At 70.5% G+C, this 22,343-nt stretch carries 21 protein-coding genes and 2 pseudogenes; 11 read left to right on the forward strand and 12 right to left on the reverse strand.

The features are described 5' to 3' along the window. Positions 1-100: 100 nt before the first annotated feature. Positions 101-247: pseudogene (locus AB0D85_RS02825) on the reverse strand (DUF4291 family protein); the annotation flags it as partial. 180 nt (positions 248-427) lie between these two features. On the opposite strand from AB0D85_RS02825, the gene AB0D85_RS02830 reads away from it, so the two are divergent. Next, positions 428-1,057 (forward strand): hypothetical protein, encoded by a 630-nt coding sequence (locus AB0D85_RS02830; RefSeq protein ID WP_362312703.1) that lies wholly within the window; start codon positions 428-430, stop codon positions 1,055-1,057. A 12-nt stretch (positions 1,058-1,069) separates the two neighbouring features. Here AB0D85_RS02830 and AB0D85_RS02835 read toward each other — a convergent pair whose 3' ends face one another. The 4 genes from AB0D85_RS02835 to AB0D85_RS02850 form a co-directional block, all read right to left on the reverse strand. After that, positions 1,070-1,498, reverse strand: a complete 429-nt coding sequence (locus tag AB0D85_RS02835) for a hypothetical protein (protein WP_362312704.1) — start codon at positions 1,496-1,498, stop codon at positions 1,070-1,072. After that, positions 1,491-2,204, reverse strand: a complete 714-nt coding sequence (gene msrA / locus AB0D85_RS02840) for a peptide-methionine (S)-S-oxide reductase MsrA (protein WP_362312706.1) — start codon at positions 2,202-2,204, stop codon at positions 1,491-1,493. Before msrA ends, AB0D85_RS02835 begins: the two co-directional genes overlap by 8 nt. 236 nt (positions 2,205-2,440) lie before the next feature. Then, positions 2,441-4,075, reverse strand: coding sequence for a M48 family metallopeptidase (locus AB0D85_RS02845; RefSeq protein WP_362312708.1), 1,635 nt, complete (start codon positions 4,073-4,075; stop codon positions 2,441-2,443). 266 nt (positions 4,076-4,341) lie between these two features. After that, complete coding sequence (locus AB0D85_RS02850; RefSeq protein ID WP_362312710.1) at positions 4,342-5,460, reverse strand: hypothetical protein; 1,119 nt, start codon at positions 5,458-5,460, stop codon at positions 4,342-4,344. 203 nt (positions 5,461-5,663) lie between these two features. Here AB0D85_RS02850 and AB0D85_RS02855 point away from each other — a divergent pair, with 203 nt between their 5' ends. Then, positions 5,664-6,818 (forward strand): cystathionine gamma-synthase, encoded by a 1,155-nt coding sequence (locus AB0D85_RS02855; protein ID WP_362312711.1) that lies wholly within the window; start codon positions 5,664-5,666, stop codon positions 6,816-6,818. A 22-nt stretch (positions 6,819-6,840) separates the two neighbouring features. Here AB0D85_RS02855 and AB0D85_RS02860 read toward each other — a convergent pair whose 3' ends face one another. The 3 genes from AB0D85_RS02860 to AB0D85_RS02870 form a co-directional block, all read right to left on the reverse strand. Further along, the gene (locus AB0D85_RS02860) at positions 6,841-7,089 is read right to left on the reverse strand and encodes a hypothetical protein (protein WP_362312713.1); all 249 of its coding nucleotides are present in this window, start codon (positions 7,087-7,089) and stop codon (positions 6,841-6,843) included. Further along, positions 7,086-7,592: a sigma factor-like helix-turn-helix DNA-binding protein gene (locus AB0D85_RS02865; RefSeq protein ID WP_362312715.1), complete on the reverse strand. Its 507-nt coding sequence runs from the start codon at positions 7,590-7,592 to the stop codon at positions 7,086-7,088. Before AB0D85_RS02865 ends, AB0D85_RS02860 begins: the two co-directional genes overlap by 4 nt. Positions 7,593-7,924: 332 nt before the next feature. After that, on the reverse strand, positions 7,925-8,419 hold the full coding sequence (locus AB0D85_RS02870) for a MarR family transcriptional regulator (RefSeq protein ID WP_362313473.1): 495 nt from the start codon (positions 8,417-8,419) through the stop codon (positions 7,925-7,927). 167 nt (positions 8,420-8,586) lie between these two features. On the opposite strand from AB0D85_RS02870, the gene ilvA reads away from it, so the two are divergent. The 3 genes from ilvA (at position 8,587) to AB0D85_RS02885 (ending at position 11,903) form a co-directional block, all read left to right on the forward strand. Further along, positions 8,587-9,816 (forward strand): threonine ammonia-lyase, encoded by a 1,230-nt coding sequence (ilvA, locus tag AB0D85_RS02875; protein ID WP_362312716.1) that lies wholly within the window; start codon positions 8,587-8,589, stop codon positions 9,814-9,816. Positions 9,817-10,032: 216 nt separating this feature from the next. Then, entirely contained in the window at positions 10,033-11,049 is a 1,017-nt protein-coding gene (locus AB0D85_RS02880) for an ATP-binding cassette domain-containing protein (protein ID WP_362312717.1), read from the forward strand. Next, positions 11,046-11,903 carry an ABC transporter permease gene (locus AB0D85_RS02885; RefSeq protein ID WP_362312718.1) on the forward strand — a complete coding sequence of 286 codons (858 nt, stop codon included), beginning with the start codon at positions 11,046-11,048 and terminating at the stop codon, positions 11,901-11,903. Before AB0D85_RS02880 ends, AB0D85_RS02885 begins: the two co-directional genes overlap by 4 nt. A gap of 85 nt (positions 11,904-11,988) precedes the next feature. Here AB0D85_RS02885 and greA read toward each other — a convergent pair whose 3' ends face one another. Together greA and AB0D85_RS02895 are read right to left on the reverse strand one after the other, a co-directional pair. Next, entirely contained in the window at positions 11,989-12,489 is a 501-nt protein-coding gene (gene greA, locus AB0D85_RS02890; RefSeq protein ID WP_362312720.1) for a transcription elongation factor GreA, read from the reverse strand. Positions 12,490-12,657: 168 nt separating this feature from the next. Next, positions 12,658-13,056, reverse strand: a complete 399-nt coding sequence (locus tag AB0D85_RS02895) for a DUF4307 domain-containing protein (RefSeq protein ID WP_362312722.1) — start codon at positions 13,054-13,056, stop codon at positions 12,658-12,660. 139 nt (positions 13,057-13,195) lie between these two features. On the opposite strand from AB0D85_RS02895, the gene mca reads away from it, so the two are divergent. Then, positions 13,196-14,077, forward strand: coding sequence for a mycothiol conjugate amidase Mca (gene mca, locus AB0D85_RS02900; protein WP_362312724.1), 882 nt, complete (start codon positions 13,196-13,198; stop codon positions 14,075-14,077). Next, positions 14,070-14,309 (forward strand): hypothetical protein, encoded by a 240-nt coding sequence (locus AB0D85_RS02905; RefSeq protein ID WP_362312726.1) that lies wholly within the window; start codon positions 14,070-14,072, stop codon positions 14,307-14,309. The genes mca and AB0D85_RS02905 overlap by 8 nt, the downstream gene beginning before the upstream one ends. Before the next feature lie 6 nt (positions 14,310-14,315). Here the strand turns inward: AB0D85_RS02905 and AB0D85_RS02910 are convergent, their stop codons facing one another. Continuing rightward, complete coding sequence (locus tag AB0D85_RS02910) at positions 14,316-17,516, reverse strand: tetratricopeptide repeat protein (protein WP_362312728.1); 3,201 nt, start codon at positions 17,514-17,516, stop codon at positions 14,316-14,318. A gap of 103 nt (positions 17,517-17,619) precedes the next feature. Continuing rightward, complete coding sequence (locus AB0D85_RS02915) at positions 17,620-18,018, reverse strand: hypothetical protein (protein WP_362312730.1); 399 nt, start codon at positions 18,016-18,018, stop codon at positions 17,620-17,622. A gap of 179 nt (positions 18,019-18,197) precedes the next feature. On the opposite strand from AB0D85_RS02915, the gene AB0D85_RS02920 reads away from it, so the two are divergent. The 4 genes and pseudogenes from AB0D85_RS02920 to AB0D85_RS02935 all read left to right on the forward strand — a co-directional run bounded on the left by AB0D85_RS02920 (position 18,198) and on the right by AB0D85_RS02935 (position 22,126). After that, a complete protein-coding gene (locus tag AB0D85_RS02920; protein ID WP_362312732.1) occupies positions 18,198-18,788 on the forward strand; it encodes a helix-turn-helix domain-containing protein in 591 nt (196 codons plus the stop codon). Positions 18,789-18,847: 59 nt separating this feature from the next. Further along, positions 18,848-19,207, forward strand: a pseudogene (locus AB0D85_RS02925) (recombinase family protein); the annotation flags it as partial. Positions 19,208-19,263: 56 nt separating this feature from the next. Next, the gene (locus AB0D85_RS02930; RefSeq protein WP_362312733.1) at positions 19,264-20,040 is read left to right on the forward strand and encodes a recombinase family protein; all 777 of its coding nucleotides are present in this window, start codon (positions 19,264-19,266) and stop codon (positions 20,038-20,040) included. A 49-nt stretch (positions 20,041-20,089) separates the two neighbouring features. After that, the gene (locus AB0D85_RS02935) at positions 20,090-22,126 is read left to right on the forward strand and encodes a thioredoxin domain-containing protein (protein WP_362312735.1); all 2,037 of its coding nucleotides are present in this window, start codon (positions 20,090-20,092) and stop codon (positions 22,124-22,126) included. The last annotated feature ends 217 nt before the right edge of the window (positions 22,127-22,343 follow it).

Raw genomic sequence — 22,343 nt, forward strand, 5'->3', positions numbered from 1 at the left:
CTGTCCTTCGTCCACTTCATCACGGGACCATGATCCTCGCCTCGACACCTCGGCCCAGCCCGTGGGCACAGGTTCTTGTCGGCTGTGAACGCTGCTTGATGACCCACGTCATCCTGTCGCGCTTCCACGCGGCGGGGAAACGGCCCTCCTGGACGGCGGGCAGGCCGATTTCCGGGGCGTATGCCTGGTAAACGGTGATCGTGGATGCCGTGTGCAGCGCGCGGATCCTGTGTTGCGGTTCGTCCATGACGTACAGGGTGCGGCTCCTGGATCCCTGCCAGCCATTCATTTTCGAACGCGACTGGTGCCGTGCAGGGGGCCTGCAGAGCTTGAGAGTTCAGGCGGGGACCACTTCAATGGCGCAGTGACCATGGCGCCGATAGATCCTACGAGAAGCATTGCCGGACGGGCCTCACTGGACGACGTCATGACGGAGCTGTCCCGGCACAGGCCGGTCTTCCACTCCGAAGCCGACCTTCAGCACAGTTTTGCCCGGGTCCTCTGGGAGCTGGCGCCGGACGTGCACTCGCGGCTTGAGGTGCCGCAGCGAGGGGCGGGTAAGACCGAGTATCTGGACCTCCAGTGCCTCGGGCCTGAGGGCCGCACCGCGATCGAATTCAAGTACGTCACCCGAGGTTGGACCGGCAAGGCCGGCACTCCGGTCGAGGACTATGCCCTGAAGGCACACGGCGCCAACGACCTTGCCCGCCTGCACTTCGTTCGGGACATAGCGAGGCTGGAGCGCTTCTGCCGTCGGCCCGGTCAGAACGGTCTTGCTCTCATGCTGTCCAACGCGACGTCCCTGTGGGCTCCGCCGGGCCCTGGCCACCGACGTACTCGGGATCATGACTTCCGGATTCACGACGGACGGGGACTCGCGGGGACGCTGCTCTGGGCCGAGGGGACTTACGAGCCGAACACCTGCAGTCTGCGAGGTACGTACCCCCTCAAGTGGGAGACGTACTCCGAGCAGAGCGGAGCAGGTGGAGAGTTCCGCTACCTGGCGGTGTTCGTCGGTTCATCGGCAGGCCGAGCCGATGGCGCCACAAGTGCGTAGCCGGTTCGTGGATCACTCTGCGAAGCGCAACGAGTAGTCGCGAAAGATGACTCGCAGTCCGTCGCGCTCTGCGTCACGGTCCTGCAGAAAGTCTCCGAGGAATTTGAACAGGGCCTGTACCGCTGTCTGGTTCTGTTCCTCGTCCAGACCTCGATAGCCGAAGGATTTCGAGGCTCCCGGTACTGCGAGCTCTGTGATGAGGCTCGACCACACCAAGCTGCTGTGTCGCCCCAGCTTGAGGAGTAGCCACTCCCGGAACCCGAGCAGCGCGCTGCCCTGGGTCCCCGCGTCATAGCCGTAGAGGTAAGTGACGTAGTTGCCGTAGGAGCCGTCCAGGCCGTACATGCCAGGCCGTGTCCTGATCAGCTCCAGGTGTTCCCTGAAGCTGAACTCACCAGCGCGACGATCACCGAACACGGCCATCGGCAAGCGGTCAGTCATCCGTGGGAGCAGGAGCGAGCCCTGTCGGGCACGAGGCGCCCCAGTTGGTCTCGAACGGGGTACTTAGCTTGACCCCCGTCCCACCCAACCCGCAGTACCCGCCCGGGTTTTTGCTGCTCGAAAGGTACTGCTGGTGGTAAGCCTCCGCCGGGTAGAAGGGGCGGCCCTGGGCCGGGAGGATCTCCGTGGTGATCGTGCCGTAGCCGGAGGCGGTGAGGACCTTCTGGTAGGTCTCTCGGCTCGCCTCGGCCGTCGCCGCCTGCTCCGGGGTGTGGGGGTAGACCGCCGAGCGGTACTGCGTGCCGACGTCGTTGCCCTGGCGGAAGCCCTGCGTGGGGTTGTGGGACTCCCAGAAGGTCTTCAGGAGGTGGTCGTAGGAGATCAGCTTCGGGTCGTAGACCACGCGCACGACCTCCGTGTGGCCGGTCAGGCCCGAGCAGACCTCCTCGTAGACCGGGTTCTCGGTGTGGCCGCCCTGATAGCCGACGAGCGTCGTCCACACGCCCGCCGGGAGCCGCCAGAACGTGCGCTCGGCGCCCCAGAAGCAGCCGAGGCCGAAGTCGGCCACCTCCAGGCCCTCGGGGTAGGGGCCGAGGAGAGGGTTGCCCAGGACGGTGTGACGGTCGGGGACCGCGAACGCGGGCTCGGCCCGGCCCTTGAGCGCCTGTTCGGGGGTGGGGAGCTGCGGCGTGCGGCCGAAGAACATGCGGTCTCCCTGTCGGTCTGGGGTACGGGGTCGTTGGTTCCGTGGGGCCCGGCGGTCGCGTGGATCCCGCGGGGCCGGTGGTTTGGTGGTTCTGGGGGGCGTCCTCCCTGTGGCGGCACCCCTTCAACGTGCCGGATGCCGTCCGAATTCCAGTTCTGCCGGGGCTCCCGCCGAGGCCTTCGTCAGCGGCCTGGCCGTCGTGTTCCGACCAGATTGCGGCGACGTCGGCCTCCGGATCAGGCCGGCTGTGGGGCCGGTGGCAGGAGTGCGCGCAGTGGGGCGGTGTCGGGACGGTCGGCCAGCGCCGCGTCCACCGCGGCGTCCAGCGCTGCCTCCGTGCCCGCCTCGCCGTCGAGGTCGGACGCCGAACCGGGCAGCCGCACCGCCGCCGGTCGCGACCAGGAGAACTCCCAGTGCAGCAGCGAGCGCGCGCTGAACTCCGCCAGCACCATGCTCTGCAGCGAGTCCCGCAGCACCGGCCGTACGGACTCCCGGAACGCCCGGCCCTGCGCGGCCGCCGCCTGCTCGGACAGCGGCAGCCGCCGGGCCAGCTCCCACAGTTGGCCGTCGTCGATCACCGCGAGCAGCGCGGGCAGCGTCGGCCGGTCCGCGGTGTGGGACGCCAGCGCACGGTGCAGCGGGGTGTCCAGCGAGGCCAGCCCCGCGGCCATCGAGGAGCCCAGCAACTGCTCCCACTCCGGCGCGCGCTCGAACTGCCGTACCTCGTCGGTCAGTACCGCGTCCTCCAGCGCGGCCAGCGTCCGGGCCGGGTCGGTGAGCATCGCGAGCGCCGGGCCGCTGCCCTCCTCGCCGCGCCCGTCGGCGGGCAACTCCTGGATCCGCAGCACCCGGTTGGCGATCGGCGGATGCGAGTCGTACGGCGACCTCGGCTCCGTCGGCAGCTTCTCCCGCATCCTCGCCAGCTCCGTCTCGCGCGCCGTCAGCATCCGGCCGAAGCCGCCGAAGAACTGTCCATGCGGCGGCAGTTGACGGGCCGGGATGCCCAGCGTCGCGTACGACTCCAGGTAGAAGTCGTGCGCCGTGGCCAGGATCGGGATCTCGCGCAGTGCCGATGCGGTCGCCTCCCGCCCGGCGATCCGCGCGGCGGCCAGGTCGGCGGTGTACTCCTGCGCGCGGGCCGTCGACAGGGTGGCCCGCATGTAGAGCTTCGCGTACGCCGTGTAGACCGCCGCCATCAGCCGGTACGTGATCCCGGCGCCACCGGTGTCGATCTCCCTGGCCCTCTTGCCCTTCGCGGTCCGCTTGGCGGCGGCCTTCTCCTGCCGGGCCCGCTCGGCGGCCTCCCTGCCGTCGGCCTTCGCGTGGAAGTGCCCGACGGTCCGCGCGATCTGCACCCGGCCGCGTACGACGAGCGCCGACAACCGGGTGTCGCCGTCGGTGAAGTGGCCGTACTCATGGGCGAGTACGGCCTTCAGCTGGGCCTGGGTCAGCCCGGTCAGCAGCGGTACGCCGAGGTAGAGGCGGCGCGGTCCGGGGCGCAGGCCGAGCAGCCGGGGCTCCTCGCTGACCGCCGCGTTGACGTCACCGGTGAGCACGATGGTGTCCGGCGCGTGCGTGCCCGTCGCCGCCGCGAGTTCCCTCACCAGTGCCCACAGCCGGGGCTCGTCGGCCTCCGTGGCCGGGATACCGGCCGGGCCCTCGCCCTTGGGCGTGCGGAGCATGAACATGCCCCTGACGACCGGGATCGCCAGCAGCACGGAGACGATCACGATCTTCCCCGCGACGGCGCCGGGCGTCCATGTCACCGCCGCCACGTCGACCGCGACGGCCACCGCCAGCAGGACGAGGCTCAGCAGATAGAAACCGCAGAGCAGAACAAGGGCGCGCAGCGCCCGCAGAGTTGCGCCCATCGGGCAGATCCCCCCACAGGACCCCAGAACAGGGAACCGACAACGACACGGTGAACGAACAGGAATGAACGCGAACGAACGGGAACGCACGGAGGCGGATGCCTGCGCTCCGTACGGATGTTGCTCATGGTTCGGGTGGTGCTGGTGTGGGGGGATGCCGGAGTATGCCGTAACGCAGGTCAGGGCGCCAATTCGAGCGCCCGGTGAGGGGCGCGGGACTGTATCGATGCGCGGGGCTGTACGGCCGAGTCCTTCTGCCGGCGCCCTCAGCTCCGCAGCGTCGCCGGACTCCCGCCGTTCGCCTCGTACCCCGCCACCGCCAGCGCGCGGTAGAGGGCGAACTCGGCGGCCGGGTCCGCGGACAGCGTCCACGGCAGGGCCCCCACATGCCCGTCCACGCGTATCAGCTCGCCCATGGCCTCCGCCCAGCGCTCGGAGCGCACCAGGAAGAAGACCAGCAGGTGCCGGACGTGCGCGAGCATCGGGTCGTCCTGGCGGGCCGAGTGCACGGCGTGCAGCGCGCCGTGGACCGCCTTGGTGACGACCTCGCTCTGGTAGAAGCTCGCCACCAGGTTGACCTCGGGAAGGTGCTCGTAGACCGCGAACAGCGGCATCGCGGCCAGCAGCGAGCCCTGCGGGGCGCGCGCGGCGGCGGCCTCGGCGAAGGAGTACGCCAGCTCGCGCGAGCCGTGCCACTTCTCGCACCAGTAGTGCAGCGCCGCCAGATGCGCCCCCATGTGCGTCGGCGCGCGGTCCAGGATCTTCAGCCACAGCTTCTCGAACTCCGGCTGCGGGTAGTTCAGCCCGCGCGCCACCGAGAGCTCGATGACGTACGGCACCGGGTCGCCGGGGGAGAGCAACGCCGCCTGTCCGCAGGCGTCCCTGGCCTCCTCCATGATGATCCGGAAGTCGTCGGTGCCCGGCGTCGACGTCCGCCACGCCTGCTGGACCAGGAACTCCGCGTGCACGGCCGCACCGCCCGCGTCCTTGGGCTGCTCGGCGCGCCACACCCGCAGCCACTGCCCGCCCGGCGTCTCGCTGACCCCGCCGGGCCGCTGCTGGAGCTCCAGCGCCGCCGCGCCGGCGAAGGCCTGCACACGCTGCCAGCGCAGCTCGCCCGCGACCTCCGTGCCCGCGAGCAACTGCGCGGCCGCGCGGTAGTCCTGGGTGCGCTGCACGATGTCGAGGACGTCGAGCAGGTCCTGGTCGGGGCCGGGCATGCGGACGTCCAGCTCCTCCTCGCGCACGAATCCGTAGTCCGCCGGGTCCGCGGCGTCCGGGTGGCCCGGGTGGACGCGCTCGATCATGCCGCGCCGCCGCCGCAGGACGGGGAGCAGCACGAAGCTCAGCAGGAGCAGCGCCATCAGGGCCCAGAGAATCGCCATGCGTCAAGCGAACCAGACGGCGCGGACAATTGGCCAACCGGTGCCGGTGCCTGTGGACAACTCGCCGGTTGCAGAGGAACGGGGCGGGTGGTCGCGCAGGTGCCGGCCGGTGGGGGCTTGTCGCGCGGTTCCCCGCGCCCCTTGCGGGGCGCGGTACCCCGGGCGCGGCTTTCTCGGGTGCGGGAGCATTAGGCTCAGGGTTCATGAGCGACACGCACATCAGTCAGCACTTCGAGACGCTCGCCATCCACGCGGGCAACACGGCGGACCCCCTCACCGGTGCGGTCGTACCGCCGATCTACCAGGTCTCGACCTACAAGCAGGACGGCGTCGGCGGCCTGCGCGGCGGCTACGAGTACAGCCGTAGCGCCAACCCCACCAGGACCGCCCTGGAAGAGAACCTCGCCGCCCTGGAGGGCGGGCGCCGCGGGCTCGCGTTCGCGTCCGGACTGGCGGCCGAGGACACCCTGCTGCGCACGCTGCTCAGCCCCGGCGACCACGTGGTCATCCCGAACGACGCCTACGGCGGCACGTTCCGGCTGTTCGCGAAGGTCGTCTCACGGTGGGGCGTGGAGTGGTCCGTCGCCGACACCAGCGACCCGGCCGCCGTGCGCGCCGCGATCACCCCGAAGACCAAGGCGGTCTGGGTGGAGACCCCCTCCAACCCGCTGCTCGGCATCACCGACATCGCCGCCGTCGCCCAGGTCGCCCACGACGCGGGCGCCAGGCTCGTCGTCGACAACACCTTCGCCACGCCGTACCTCCAGCAGCCGCTCTCGCTCGGCGCGGACGTCGTCGTGCACTCGCTGACGAAGTACATGGGCGGTCACTCGGACGTGGTCGGCGGCGCGCTGATCGTGTCGGACCAGACGCTCGGCGAGGAGCTTGCGTACCACCAGAACGCGATGGGCGCGGTCGCCGGTCCCTTCGACTCGTGGCTGGTGCTGCGCGGCACGAAGACGCTCGCGGTGCGCATGGACCGGCACAGCGAGAACGCCACGAAGATCGCCGACATGCTGAGCCGGCACGCGCGCGTGACGCGTGTCCTCTACCCGGGCCTGCCCGAGCACCCGGGGCACGAGACCGCCGCCAAGCAGATGAAGGCCTTCGGCGGCATGGTGTCCTTCCAGGTCACCGGCGGCGAGGAGGCGGCCGTCGAGGTCTGCAACCGTGCCAAGGTCTTCACCCTCGGCGAGTCCCTGGGCGGGGTGGAGTCCCTGATCGAGCACCCCGGCCGGATGACGCACGCCTCCGCGGCCGGTTCCGCCCTGGAGGTGCCCGCCGACCTGGTGCGCCTGTCCGTGGGCATCGAGAACGTCGACGACCTGCTGGAAGACCTGCAGCAGGCGCTCGGCTAGACGGCCCGGTTCACCGGCCGGTTCACCAGCCGACGATGGGCGGAGTCGTCGTGGACGGCGGCTCCACCCACGGGCGGACCAGCATCGCCCAGACCGTGAACGCCACCACGGCCGCGCACAGCAGCAGCCACAGCAGCCGGCGGACCCTGCGTCTGCGCCGCAGCATGCGGCCGCCCCGGCGCACCACCTCGCCGTAGAGGTCGGGCGGCACCGGGGACGGCGCCTGTTCCATGATCCGCCGGGCGGCGGCCTCGCGTTCGGCGCGGTTCACGACGGTGCCACCTTCGCTCCCATCACCCGGGGCGCCGCCTTCCGGGGCGGGTGCAACAGGGTGGCCGTCGCCCGGTCGCAGATGGCGTGCACCCGGTCCGTGGGCAGCCCGAGCAGTGCCGCGGTCTGCTCCTCGGCGACCCCCTCGTACAGCCGTAGCACCAGGATCAGGCGCTCCTGGGGCGTCAGGGCGGCGAGGGTGCTCTTCGGGTGCGGGCGGGTGCGGCTGAGCGGGCCGCCGTACTGGTGCCAGGCGGAGTTCGCGAAGCGGAGGGCGAGGTGCTGGCGGGCCCGGTCGTACGGGTCCTCGCCGCGCAGCTGGTCCCAGCACGCGTACGTGTGCGCGAGTGCGAGTGTCAGGAGGCGTCGCGCGCGTGGGTTGGCGTCCGGGGCCTCGGCGGTGAGCAGGGTGGCGGCATGCAGCAGCCGTCCGGCCGCGCCCGCGACGAACGCCTCGAACTCCCGGGCCCGGCGGGCGCCTTGGGACGCCTGCCGATCGCGCACTGTGCCTCCCCCTCTACGGGGCTCCGCCGCGTCCCGTACCCGGACACGCGTACGACGGAGGCCCGGTCTCATATGAGGCCCGGGACGGCCCCACGGTCAAGAGCCGGACGGAACGCGCGCGTACCGGATGTGCCGGGAGGCCGACGGATGTCCGTGCCCCGGCCGACGTTTCGGGAGGCCGACGAGCCCATGTGCCCGGCGAGTGCGTGGGCAGCCGACTGATGTCCGCGCCCGACGGATGCCCCTGCCCGACGGATGTCCGTGCCCGGCGGATGATCAGCAAGCCGTCAGGTCTGCCGTGCCCGGCGGAGGATCCGGAGGCCGGCGGATGGTCAGGAGGCCGGTGCGGTGTCCGTGCCCGGGGGTACGGCCATGCGCGCGGAGAGGGCGCTGTTGAAGCGCGTGAGCAGGGCGCAGAACGTGTCGCGTTCCTCCGGCTCCCAGTCCTGCGTCAACTCCGCCATCAACTGACGCCGCGACGAACGCACTTCCTCCAGCCGCGACAGCCCGCGCGGGGACAGCTGAAGCACCACGGCCCGCCCGTCCTCGGGGTGCGAGGTGCGCTTGACGAGCCCGGTGTCGACCAGCGGAGCCACCTGCCGGGTGACCGTCGAGGAGTCGATCCCCATGCTCGCGGCGAGCGCCTTGACCCCCATGGGGCCTTCCTTGTCGAGGCGGTTGAGCAGCAGATACGCGGCGCGGTCCATGGAGTTGCGCACCTGCCCGACGCCGCCGAGCCGGGTCTGTTCGGCACGGCGCGCGAACACCGCCACCTCGTGCTGAAGCGTGTCGAGGAGACCGCTGTCACCGACGGTCGTCATGTCCATCGACATTTCAGGTGTTGTGGGCATGGCCGGGGGCTCACTTCATGAAGAGTGCTGTGGTGGGGGACAGAGTACGCGGACAGGGGGCGAGCCGTACCGGCGCTGCGCAAACCGGTCTCGGAGCTTGGTCACACCCGCGCCTTCGGCCTGTGAACTGCGAGACTTGAGTCATGAGCTACAGCACGGCTGACTCCTTGCGCCGCGTCACCCTCGACGATGTCCGCGGTGCCCAGAAGATGCTCACGGGCGTGGCGCGGGTGACCGCGATGGAGGGCAGCAGGCATCTGTCCGCGCAGGTCGGGGCGCCGGTGCACCTCAAGTGCGAGAACCTCCAGCGGACCGGTTCCTTCAAGCTGCGCGGCGCCTACGTCCGGATCGCCGGGCTGCTGCCCGAGGAGCGCGCCGCCGGGGTCGTGGCCGCCAGCGCGGGCAACCACGCGCAGGGCGTGGCGCTCGCCTCGTCGCTGCTCGGCGTCCACGCGACGGTGTTCATGCCCAAGGGCGCCCCGCTGCCCAAGATCAGCGCCACCCGTGAGTACGGCGCGGAGGTGCGGCTGCACGGCCAGGTGGTCGACGAGACGCTGGCCGCCGCCGAGGAGTACGCGGCCGAGACCGGGGCGGTGTTCATCCACCCCTTCGACCACCCCGACGTCATCGCAGGTCAGGGCACGGTCGGCCTGGAGATCCTGGACCAGTGCCCGGAGGTCGGCACGATCGTCGTCGGTATCGGCGGCGGTGGGCTCGCGGCCGGGATCGCGGTCGCGGTGAAGTCGCTCAGGCCGGACGTGCGGATCGTCGGTGTCCAGGCGGCGGGTGCGGCCGCGTATCCGCCCTCGCTGGCGGCCGGGCACCCGGTCACGGTGCAGAACCCGGTGACGATGGCCGACGGCATCAGGGTCGGACGGCCGGGCGACGTGCCGTTCGCGATCGTCGAGGAACTGGTCGACGAGGTCCGCACGGTCGGTGAGGACCAGCTCTCCGCCGCGCTGCTGCTGTGCCTGGAGCGGGCCAAGCTGGTCGTGGAACCGGCCGGCGCCAGCCCGGTCGCGGCGCTGCTGGCCGAGCCCGGCGCCTTCGCCGGACCCGTCGTCGCCGTGCTGTCCGGCGGCAACGTCGATCCGGTGCTGATGCAGCGGGTGCTGCGGCACGGCATGGCCGCGCAGGGCCGCTACCTGGCGGTACGGCTGCGGCTGACCGACCGGCCGGGCGCCCTCGCCACGCTCCTCGGGGTGTTGTCGGTGGTCGACGCCAACGTCCTCGACGTGAGCCACGTACGGACCGACCCCCGGCTCGGGCTCGCGGAGGCGGAGGTCGAGCTGCACCTCGAGACCAAGGGACCCGTGCACTGCACCGAGGTCGGCCAGGCCCTGCGCGAGGCCGGCTACACGGTCATCGACTGAGCCCGGCCGCCGCTCTCGGCGGGAAACGACCAGGTCGGAATCCGTTCACTCACTCGTTCGGGAAAACCTGTCGACGAACGCGATACATCGCGTTATGGTGTGTCTCGTGGCCATGGCCGCGCCCGCCCGCCCTTGCGCCGGCGAGAAACCATAGGCGCCCCGAAGGGCGCATACCTAGCCTCTTTCCGAAGAATCCCCGACGACGTGGAGACTCATATGCCGGGCGCCATCTATGCCGAAGGCCTGGTAAAGACCTTCGGCGACGTAAGGGCACTGGACGGCGTCGACCTCGATGTCCCCGAAGGCACGGTCCTCGGACTGCTCGGACCGAACGGCGCGGGCAAGACGACGACCGTCCGCTGTCTGACGACCCTGCTCCGCCCCGACAGCGGCAAGGCGGTCGTCGCGGGCATAGACGTGCTCAGGCAGCCGGACGCGGTGCGCCGCTCCATCGGCCTGTCCGGACAGTTCGCCGCGGTCGACGAGTACCTGACCGGCCGCGAGAACCTGCAGATGGTCGGCCAGCTCTACCAGATGAGGGCGAAGCAGGCCAAGGCCCGCGCGGTCGAGCTGCTGGAGCAGTTCCACCTCACCGACGCCGCCGACCGCCCCACCAAGACCTACTCCGGAGGCATGCGCCGCCGCCTCGACCTCGCGGCCGCCCTGGTCGTCTCGCCGCCCGTGATGTTCATGGACGAACCGACGACCGGCCTCGACCCCCGCAACCGCCAGCAGCTGTGGGAGGTCATCAAGCAGCTCGTCTCCGGCGGTACGACCCTGCTGCTCACCACCCAGTACCTGGAGGAGGCCGACCACCTCGCCCACGACATCGCGGTCGTCGACCAGGGCCGGGTCATAGCCAAGGGCACCTCCGACCAGCTCAAGGCCCGCACCGGCGGCGAGCGTGTCGAGGTCGTGGTGCACGAGCGCGAGCACATCGGGACCGCGGCGGAGGTGCTGCGCGGCTTCGGCAAGGGCGACACCACCGTCGAGGAGCACACCCGCAAGCTCACCGTGCCCGTCACCGGCGGCGCCAAGCTGCTCGCCGAGATCATCCGCGAGCTGGACACCCGGGGTATCGAGATCGACGACATCGCCCTGCGCCGCCCCACCCTCGACGACGTCTTCCTGTCCCTGACCGGACACGTGGCCGAGGAGAAGCCCGAGGACAACGGCGGGCAGGGCGACCGGAAGAACACCCGCAAGGACAGCCGCAAGGAGGCCGTGAAGTGAGCGCCGTCAGCGACGCCGTGCGGGTCGCACCCCCCGCCAACGCCATCACCCAGTCCTTCCGCGACTCCATGGTCGTCGCGAAGAGGAACCTGATCCGGATGTCCCGGATTCCCGAAATGATTATCTATGGGCTTATCCAGCCCATCATGTTCGTGGTGCTGTTCACCTACGTCTTCGGCGGCTCGATGCAGATCGGCGGCAGCACCAGCGCCGTCGACTACAAGAACTTCCTGATGGCAGGCATCTTCGCGCAGACCGTCACGTTCGCGACGGCCAGCTCAGGTGCCGGCATCGCCGACGACATGCACAAGGGCCTCATCGACCGCTTCCGCTCCCTGCCGATGGCACGCGGCGCGGTGCTGACCGGACGCACCCTCGCGGATTCGGTGCAGACCGCCCTGACCCTGGTGGTCCTCGCCGTGGTCGCCCTGATCGTCGGCTGGCGCGTCGGATCCGACGGGGACACCAACCTCGGCAAGGTGCTCGCCGCCTTCGGCCTGCTGCTCCTGCTCGGCTACGCGTTCACCTGGATCGGCGCCCTGATCGGTATGTCCGTCCGGACCCCCGAGGCGGCCACCTCCAGCGGACTGATCTGGCTGTTCCCGGTCACCTTCATCTCGAACGCGTTCGTGGACACCGGCCACATGACCCCGTGGCTGCGCCATATCGCCGAGTGGAACCCCTTCAGCGCCACCGTGCAGGCCTGCCGGGTGCTCTTCGGCAACCCCGGCCAGTCCCACTCCGGCGCCTGGCCGATGCAGCACTCGGTGTGGGCCTCGCTGATCTACTCGGTCCTGATCATCGCCATATTCCGGACTCTGGCGGTCCGCAAGTACCGCTCCGCCACCGCGTGACGCAGGGCACGGCAAGGCCCCCGGCGTCGCATGGACGCCGGGGGCTCGTGTCCCTGATGTCGGCCCTGGCCGGACCCGGCTCGTGTCAGCCCGAGTACGGCTCGGCCTTGAGGATCTTCACCGAGGCCTTCTTGCCGTTCGGCAGCTCGTACTCCGCGTCCTCGCCCACCTTGTGACCGATGACACCGGTACCCAGGGGGGACTGCGGGGAGTAGGTCTCCACGTCGGCGCTGGCGTATTCGCGCGAGGCGAGGAGGAACGTCATGGTGTCGTCCTCGTCACCGTCGAAGGCGATGGTCACCACCATGCCGGGCGCGACGGCGCCGTCCGCCGAAGCCGGCGCCTCGCCGACCTTCGCGTTCTCGAGAAGCTGGGTCAGCTGGCGCACACGGAGCTCCTGCTTGCCCTGCTCCTCCTTGGCCGCGTGGTACCCGCCGTTCTCGCGCAGGTCGCCCTCCTCGCGCGCAGCCGCGATCTTGGCGGCGATATCCGTGCGCGCAGGACCAGACAGGTACTCCAGCTCGGCCCTGAGCTGGTTGTACGCCTCCTGGGTCAGCCAGGTGACGTTCTCGCTGGTCTGGGTCACAGGTGCTCCTCGTCGGTACTGGGAATACAAAGCATCGCCCTACCCAGAAGCATGTTCCTTCACGGAAGGGCGAAACCACGAGCCTAACAATTCAACGGCGGAAGGGGGAGGACATAAGCCATCAGAATTACGTCAACGCAGGTCAGCGCCTACGTATTGCGGCTGACGTCAGTCGGCGTGGCAGCCGAGCAGCTCCGCCGTGGTGCCCCGGGCCGTCGTACGGAGCGTGACCACCCGGTCGATCTCGGTCGCGGAACCGGTGAAGCGGAAGTCCGCCCGGCCCACCTCGGAGCCGTCCGCCGCCTGGGAGCGCAGGGTGCAGTAGCCGGAGGCACCGGAGTCCTTGTGGACCTCGAGATGTACCTTGACAGCGTCGGCGGAGGCGTCGAAGGCGACGACCTGGGCGCTGATCTTGTTCTGCACCACGTAGTGGTAGGCCAGGTAACCGACCAGGACGAGCAGCAGGGCACCCAGGGTCACGCCGGCGGTCTTGAGCTTGCGGTCGGCGCGCTCGTCCGAGGACTGGCCGTAGCGGCCCTCGGGCAGCCGCGTGCTCGCGGTACTCATGATCGTCCTCCCGGCAGGAACCACCCCCGGACCCGTCAGGAACCGGACCCCGGAATTATTCGCCCCTCGATTCGGTCACTATAGAAGCCGCCGATCGCACCCCATGACACCGGGGCGCCGACTTACTGAGGATTGAGTCTTGACTGACCAGCTGCGACTGATGGCCGTCCACGCCCACCCCGACGACGAGTCGAGCAAGGGCGCGGCGACCATGGCGAAGTACGTGTCCGAGGGGGTGGACGTGCTGGTCGTGACCTGCACGGGCGGGGAGCGCGGCTCCATCCTCAACCCCAAGCTGCAGGGCGACAAGTACATCGAGGAGCACATCCACGAGGTACGCAAGAAGGAGATGGACGAGGCCCGGGAGATCCTCGGCGTCAAGCAGGAGTGGCTCGGCTTCGTCGACTCCGGACTGCCCGAGGGCGACCCGCTGCCGCCGCTGCCCGAGGGCTGCTTCGCCCTGGAGGACGTGGACAAGGCCGCGGGCGAGCTCGTCCGCAAGATCCGCGCGTTCCGCCCGCAGGTGATCACCACCTACGACGAGAACGGCGGCTACCCGCACCCCGACCACATCATGACCCACAAGATCTCGATGGTGGCCTTCGAGGGCGCGGCCGACGGCGAGAAGTACCCCGAGGGCGAGTACGGCCCCGTCTACCAGCCGCAGAAGCTCTACTACAACCAGGGCTTCAACCGCCCGCGCACCGAGGCGCTGCACAACGCGATGCTGGAGCGCGGCCTGGAGTCGCCGTACGGGGACTGGCTGAAGCGGTGGAGCGAGTTCGAGCGCGCCGAGCGCACCCTGACCACGCACATCCCGTGCGCGGACTTCTTCGAGATCCGCGACAAGGCGCTGATCGCGCACGCCACGCAGATCGACCCCGACGGCGGCTGGTTCAGGGTCCCGATGGACCTCCAGAAGGAGGTCTGGCCGACCGAGGAGTACGAGCTCGCGAAGTCTCTCGTCGATACCTCCCTCCCCGAGGACGACCTCTTTGCGGGCATCCGCGACAATGCCTGACATGAGCGCAAGCGCAAGCCTGGCACTGACGAACCTCGTCCCCCTCGCCAAGGAGGTCGACGAGAACAAGGTCACCCCCGGCGTCCTCGGCTTCATCGTCTTCGCGGTGATGGCCCTGGCGGTCTGGGGCCTGATGAAGTCCATGACGAAGCACATGCAGAAGGTCGACTTCAAGGAGTCCCCGGACGCCAAGGCGGACTCGGGGACTCCCACGGCCGGCCCCAAGGGCTGACCGGCGTCACGCCCCGCCCTGCACCGGCACCCCCATCACCTCACGGGCGTGCCGGCTGGGCACCATCCCCAGGCGCCAGGCCTGCCAGCCGGACTCCAGGTTCACACCGCGGTCCAGAAGCAGGCCGTACGCCGTGACATACTCGGTCAGCTTCTCGTCCCGCAGCGGATGGGCCGTGCGGGAGAGCTGGGCCAGGTCCTCCTGGGCGACCGCGGTGCCCACCTCCACGCCGCCGGGTGCGGCGTAGGGGAGCAGGGTGCAGCGCAGGAACCGGGCCCAGTCCTCGCCGCGGCGGTCGCCGTACGACGTGAACAGGGTGATCGCCTCGTCGCACAGCGCCAGGGCCTGCTGGGTGCGGGTGTTGCCGGCGTCCACGACGGCCAGCTCCAGACAGGTCCAGGCCTCGCCGTGGACGACGCCGATGCGCTGGAAGTCGGCGCGGGCGTCGACGAGGAGCTGACGGGCGAAGCCCGAGTTGCGCAGTGAGCCGGTCTGGGCCGCCCGCTGGTCGCGGGTGGTCCGGGCCGAATGGTGGCGGGCGCAGGCCAGACCGTAGACGTCCCGCATCCGGGAGAACATCGTCCGCGAACGCTCCAGCTCGCGGACCGCCCGGTCCAGGTCGCCGGTCTCCTCCAGGGCCTGGCCCAGGTAGTAGACCGTCCAGGCCTCGCCGCGCGCGTCCTCGTTGTCGCGGTGCCGGGCCGCCGCCCGGCGCAGACCGTCGACCGCCGGGGACGCGTCGCCGTCCACCAGCCGGGCCCGCGCCAGCTGGGTCAGCGCCCAGGCCTCGCCACGGGCGTCGCGGGTACGGCCGTAACGTTCCAGCGCGGCCCCCAGCTCCCGCTCCGCACGCGGTACGTCACCCATGCGCAGCGCCAGCTGCCCCAGCTGGAAGTGCGCCCAGGCCTCGCCGTGCACCGAACCGCCCTCGCGGTGCAGGACGAGCGAGCGGGTCAGCAGGTCCAGCGCCTCGGACAGCCGGGCCCGGTCCCGCTGCACCGCCGCCAGCGCGTGCATCGTCCACGCCCGGTCGGTGGCCAGCTCGGGGGCCGCCTGGAGGTCGAGGGCCTCCTGGAGCCTGGCCGCCGCCTCGGTGAGGTTGCCCTGGTGGTGCAGGGTGATCCCGAGGGAACACAGGGCACGGGCCGCGCCGGCGTCGTGATGCGCCTCCATGTAGAGGTCGACGACCGAGGCGAGCGTGGTGCGCGCCTTGTCCAGCTCGCCCAGCTGACGGGCCGCGATACCCGTACGCCACTGCACCGAGCGGACAAGGAGCCCCTGGTCGACAGCCTGGGCCAACTCGCTGATCTCACCGAGCCGGTAGAGGTCGCCGCGCAGCAGGCAGTAGTCGCACAGGGCGCCCAGCAGATTCTGCACCGCCGTCTGGTCGACGCCCTCCGAGTGCCGGAGCGCCGCCGTGATGAAGCTCGACTCGTCGTCCAGCCAGCGCAGCGCCTCGTCGAGCGAGGTGAAGCCATGCGGGCTGAACCGGTCCGAGCGGGTCGACATGTTGCCGTCGACCAGGCGCAGCACGGAGTCGGCGAGCTCCGCGTAGTTCACGATCAGCCGTTCCTGCGCCGCCGTACGGTCGGCAGGCTCCTCCTCGTCCAGGAGCCGGGCCTGGGCGAACGAGCGGACCAGGTCGTGCAGGCGGTAACGGCTGCCGCGGACATGGTCGATGAGGCCGGCCCGCGCGAGCGCGACCAGATGGCGGGTCGCCTCCGCCTCGTCCGCACCCAGCAGGGCCGCCGCGGCCGCCGCACCCAGCGAGGCCCGGCCCGCCAGCGCCAGCCTCCTCAACAACCGGCGCCCGGTCTCCGATTGATCGGTGTAGCGCAGCCACAGCACCCGCTCCACCGGTTCGACCGGGCCGTACGCGCCCAGATCGGTGGCCAGCTGCAGCGGGGAACGCGACCCCAGCGACGATCCCGCGACCCGCAGTGCCAGCGGCAGCCCGCCGCACAACTCCCTGATCCGGTCGGCCGACTGGGCGTCGTACGGCCCCGTCGCGTCCTGCGCCGCCGCGTCCAGCAACTCCTCCGCGCCCGCCGCGTCCAACGCCGTGACCGGGAGCCGGTGCACCCAGGCCGGCAGATCCTCGGGCAGGTCGAGCTGGTCCCGGGCCGTGACCAGGACCAGACTGTCCGAACGCTCCGGCACCAGGGTGCGCACCTGCTCCGCATCCGAGGCGTCGTCAAGGACGATCGTCACGGCGAGCCCGTTGAGGTGCTGGTGGTACAGCTCGCTCAAACGCTTGACCTGCTGGTCGGGCGAGGAACGCTCACGGAACAGCAACTGCTCGCGCGGCGCGCCCAGCCGGTTCAGCAGATGCAGCAGGGCGTCCCGGGTGGGCAGCGGCGGATCGCCCCGGCTGCCGCCGCGCAGATCCACCACGACCGCACCCCGGAAGAGGTCCTTCAGCTCGTGCGTGGCACGGACCGCGAGGGCCGTACGGCCGGAGCCTGGCTCCCCGTGCAGGACGACCACCGTCGGACGGGTCTCCGTGGTCGCCCGGGCCGCCTGCGCCCACTGCCGGATCCGCGCCAACTCCTGCTGCCGGCCGGCGAACGGACCGTCCGGGGTGGGCAGGTGACCGAACGACTGCTGCAGCACCGTACGCCTGCGGGCCGCCGCGCTCTTGTCCGCGCCGCGCAGGCCCGGACCCTGCTTCTTCGGCCCCGTGGAGGCACTGAGCACCCGCTGCTGATCGAGGAACGGACGGATGCCCCGCACCTCCAGCGCGGTCAGCCACTGCAGACGCAGCTGCTCGGGACCGCCGGGCTGACCCGCCGCGCCCGCGTGGTGGTGGGCGGCGGGGAGGTGCGAACCGGCGACCTTCACCACCGTGGCGGCCGCGCCGACGACACCTGCGGCCACGCCCGCGCCGAGTGCCGTGGCGGCGCCGGTGCCCAGGGAGAGGTCGGCGACGGTGGCGGCGACCGCCGCGACGGCCGCGACCAGCAGGGGAGTTCCGGCGCCCTCTCTGGCGTACCGCCGGCCGAAGCTCGGCCGGACCGCCTCCGTCTCGTCGAGAGCGTGGGTGTACGACTCGTACTCCTCGGTGGCCGACTGTGCCATGGCGTCCATGCCGGAGCGTGCGCGTGACAGCAGCAGCTGTCCGTCGACGCGGCCGCCCGAACGGCGGACCTCCTCCTCCACGGCCCGCACCAGCAGCCGATCGGCTTCCGCCCGATGGGCGTCCCGCATGTCCCGTCCCCCTCCAGCGGCAACTCCTTTGCGTACGAGTGTCCTTCGGAGGAGCCGAAGTTGCGAGAGGGCGGATCACCCGACGAGCGTCCGCGGGTGCGGTCTAGCGCACCGCGGGCTCGCTCTGACGTCCCTTGGACAGCGCCAGATACACGCACGCCGCTGCCAGTCCCGCCTCCGCCACCGCGCTGCCCAGCGCTTCCAGCAGCGCCGTGCCCATCGGTGACGTCGTTATGTCGAACCACGCGTCCAGCACCGCCACCGATGCCGTCGCCGAAGCCGTGAGCCGGGCCCGGACATCGCCCCGCAGCCCCAGCACCGCCGTCGCCGCGCAGCCCGCCGCCATCAGGACGTCCAGCCCTATCCAGGCCAGCGACCAGTTGTGCACCTCGGTCTTGGCGGGCAGCGTCACCGCCAGCACCACCATCCACGGTACGAGCAGCACGGCGGACGATCCCAGAAGGATCAGTGCCCACCTCTTCAGCTGCTTCGTCCGCTTCATCCGCCGCGCCTTCTCCGTCGTTAACTCCTCCAACACCTGAGCCCCCTCGTGTTGTTCCTGCTCCGCGGATCTTTCCGGTCTTCCGTCATGCCCCCACGCTAGACCGCAGAGAAAATTCTGCAAAGAAAATTCGGCAGACATCAGGGACTTCTCAGGGTTCTCAGGGTTACGGTGACCGCATGACCGACGGCATGTCCGAGATGACCAGCCTCGAACGCACCGCCCTCTACAAGTCCCTCGGCAACCCGCTGCGCCGCCGGATCCTCGACTACCTGGGCCGGCACGGCGAGGCCAACTCCACCGTGCTCGCCCGCGAACTCGGCGAGAGCTCCGGCACCACCAGCTACCACCTGCGCAAACTCGCCGAGCAGAAGCTCATCGAGGAGATCCCGGAGAAGTCGGGAGGGCGCGAGCGCTGGTGGCGGAGCCTGCCCTTCAGCCACACCACGCCCGACCCGGCGACGATGACGCAGGAGGAGTACGCGGCCGCCGAGCACCTCGCCCTCCTGAAGATCGAGGTCGACACCAGACTCTTCCGCCGCGCCCACCAGGAGTACCGCGGCCCGCAGGGCTGGGCCCAGGTCCAGCGCACCGGCGCCTGGATGACGAAGAGCGACCTCCACGACTTCGTCCGCGCCTACCAGGAACTCCTCGACCGCTACGGCCACCCCGACGACGACGTTCCAGAGGGGGCACGCCGGGTCAACCTGCGCTTCTACGCGGCGCCGGACGCCGTGGACGAGCAGAACGGCGGACCGGTCGGCCGGTGATGTGTGGGGCTCACGGTGACCTGGAGGCCGCTCGATCGTTTTTATGACTGTCGAGCTGGATGTCGAATGGGGGGCCAGTGAACGACCTTGTCGTGTTTCAGCAGACCGGGCTGATCCCGGTTGCGTCGTATGCCCGTACGTCCGAGGACTTCCGTCAGCGGGACGGGCACGGGGTGCGCCACCAGTTGCGGATCAATGAGCGGACCGCACAGCAGCATGGATGCCGAGTCGTCGCCACTTACGCCGACAACGGGTGCAGTGCCACCCGACACGGAGTGACGAGACCTGGATTCGACCGCCTGATCGGGGATCTGGCACGCGGGTGCACAGCCGACGGCCAGGAGATTCGAGGCGTCGTGTGTGTTGCGGACGACCGGCTGTATCGGCGAGCTGAGGATCTGACGCGCTTCTTGGCCGCACTGACCAGCCGGCCAGGACGCATCTATGCCGACCCGCAGGGCGTGCCGTCGAAGGCGTGCCGCACAGCGGACCGCGTCCCTTCGGATGGCAGGAGGACAGGATCACCCTGCACCCTGTCGAAGCACCACTGGTCGAGAAGGCCATTGTCGACCGTGTGGGCGGGAAAACGGTCCGGGCCATCGCGCATGAGTGGTGTGACCTTGGCGTGACCGGAACCCGGGGTGGCCGCCCCAACGCCGCGACGGTCACACAGATCATGACGGCGCCCCGAGTATGTGGTTACCGGGCCAACAGGGGTGAACTGCTGCTGGCCCCGGAAACAGGGCTGCCAGCGCTCGGTCGCTGGGAAGCCATCGTGCCCCCGCACCGGTGGCAGGCGGTGTGTGCGACCTTCTCCGCAGGCAGCCTGTACATGCACAGAGGTAGCGGGGCGCCGAGGCTCAACGGGCAGCGGGCGGCTCCCCGCTACCTTGCCAGTGGGTTCCTGCGGTGCGGTGCGAGGCGCCGCGACGGCACGGTGTGCAACGGCCCGTTGTGCGGCCAGAAGGCCAGGAGCCGGAGGAGCCCGTACGTCTACACCTGCCGGGACTGCGGGCGGTGCAGCATCAGCGGCCCGCTGGCTGACGAAGTCCTTGAGAGGCTCGTGTTCTCGGAAGCGCCCGGGCAGGTGCGGCTGCCGGAGAGCGTGCACGATCGCTGGCGTGCCGGTGAGTTGCAACTTGAGGAGAAGCGGAAGATCATCACGTCCGTCGTCACACGCTGCGTGGTCCGGCCGGGCGTGAAGGGCAACCCTTCCTGGGACTACTCGCGGGTGGAGCCCGTCTGGCGTTGAGGGCCGCTCCGTCCCCCAGTCCGGCCGGGCTCTCGGGCAGGATGGGTACATGCCGAACCGACTGGCCCATGAGACGTCCCCGTACCTCCTCCAGCACGCCGACAACCCCGTCGACTGGTGGCCCTGGTCGGAAGCGGCATTCGCGGAAGCACGACAGCGAGATGTTCCCGTACACCTGAGCGTCGGCTATTCCAGCTGCCATTGGTGCCATGTCCTAGCTGCGGAAAGCTTCGAGGACGAAGCAGTTGCCGCCTACATGAACGCCCACTTCGTCAACATCAAGGTCGACCGCGAGGAGCGGCCGGACGTCGACGCCGTCTATATGGAGGCCGTGCAGGCCGCCACCGGGCAGGGCGGCTGGCCGATGACGGTGTTCCTGACGCCCGACGCCGAACCCTTCTACTTCGGTACCTACTTCCCGCCCGCTCCCCGCCACGGCATGCCCTCCTTCCGGCAGGTCCTGGAGGGCGTGCGGGCCGCCTGGAGCGACCGGCGGGACGAGGTCGCCGAGGTCGCGGGGAAGATCGTCCGTGACCTCGCCGAGCGGGAGATCAGCCACCAGGGCGGCCGGCCGCCCGGCGAGCAGGAGGTGGCCCAGGCGCTGCTCGGGCTCACCCGTGAGTACGACCCGCAGCGCGGCGGATTCGGCGGCGCCCCCAAGTTCCCGCCGTCCATGGTCGTCGAGTTCCTGCTGCGCCACCACGCCCGGACCGGTTCCGAGGGCGCGCTGCAGATGGCCACGGACACCTGTGAGCGCATGGCCCGCGGCGGCCTCTACGACCAGCTCGGCGGCGGCTTCGCCCGCTACTCCGTCGACCGCGACTGGGTGGTACCCCACTTCGAGAAGATGCTCTACGACAACGCCCTGCTCTGCCGGGTGTACGCCCACCTGTGGCGGGCCACCGGGTCCGAGCTCGCGCGCCGGGTCGCGCTGGAGACCGCCGACTTCATGGTCCGTGAACTGCGCACCGCCGAGGGCGGGTTCGCCTCCGCTCTGGACGCCGACAGCGACGACGGGACCGGGACCGGGAAGCATGTCGAGGGCGCGTACTACGTCTGGACGCCCGCGCAGCTCGGCGAAGTCCTGGGCGAGGACGCGGACCTCGCTGCCCAGTACTTCGGGGTCACCGAGGAGGGCACCTTCGAGCACGGTCAGTCCGTCCTCCAACTTCCGCAGCAGGAGGGCGTGTTCGACGCCGAGCGGATCGAGTCCGTCAGGCGGCGGTTGCTCGCCGCCCGCGAGGCCCGCCCCGCCCCCGGCCGGGACGACAAGGTCGTCGCCGCCTGGAACGGCCTCGCCGTCGCCGCGCTCGCCGAGACCGGCGCCTACTTCGACCGCCCCGACCTGGTCGAGGCCGCCGTCGGCGCCGCCGATCTCCTCGTACGGCTGCATCTCGACGACCACGCCCGGCTCGCCCGCACCAGCAGGGACGGCCGGGTCGGCGCCAACGCGGGCGTGCTGGAGGACTACGGCGATGTCGCCGAGGGCTTCCTCGCGCTCGCGTCCGTGACCGGCGAGGGCGTCTGGCTGGAGTTCGCCGGACTCCTCCTCGACCATGTCCTGGCCCGCTTCGGCGACCCGGAGACCGGTGCCCTCTACGACACCGCCTCCGACGCCGAACAGCTCATCCGCCGGCCCCAGGACCCCACCGACAACGCCACGCCCTCCGGGTGGACCGCCGCCGCGGGCGCCCTGCTGGGCTATGCGGCCCACACCGGCTCCGAACCCCACCGCACGGCCGCGGAAGGGGCGTTGGGGATCGTCAGGACGCTCGGGCCGCGAGTGCCGCGCTTCGTCGGGTGGGGGCTCGCCGTCGCCGAGGCGCTGCTCGACGGGCCGCGCGAGGTGGCGATCGTAGGGCCGGAACCGGCCGACGAGCGGACAACGGCCCTGCACCGCACGGCACTTCTCGGTACCGCCCCCGGTGCGGTGGTGGCCCTGGGGATGGTGGAGAGCGACGAGTTCCCGCTGCTCGCCGGGCGGCCGCTCGTCGGCGGGGAGGCGGCCGCGTACGTCTGCCGCAACTTCACCTGCGACGCACCGACCACCGACCCCGAACGGCTGAAGTCCGCACTCGGGGGCTGAAGTTGGCCGAAGCTGCCGCAGGGTCCGCTCGCCGGTAAGTACAACTGGCCGGAATTGCGCGCCTGTTCGGATAGATACCGCTTACAACCCCACCGTTCCGAAACATGCTGTTTATCGGAACGGGGGTTGCGCTTCACAGATCCCCCCTAGGTTCTCCACAAGGCGCGACGGCTGTGCTTCGCCGTTGCGTACAGGGGGTTTTGGGATCTGGGGGGAT

Source organism: Streptomyces sp. NPDC048277 (assembly GCF_040652235.1).
In the GTDB taxonomy this organism is placed as follows: domain Bacteria; phylum Actinomycetota; class Actinomycetes; order Streptomycetales; family Streptomycetaceae; genus Streptomyces.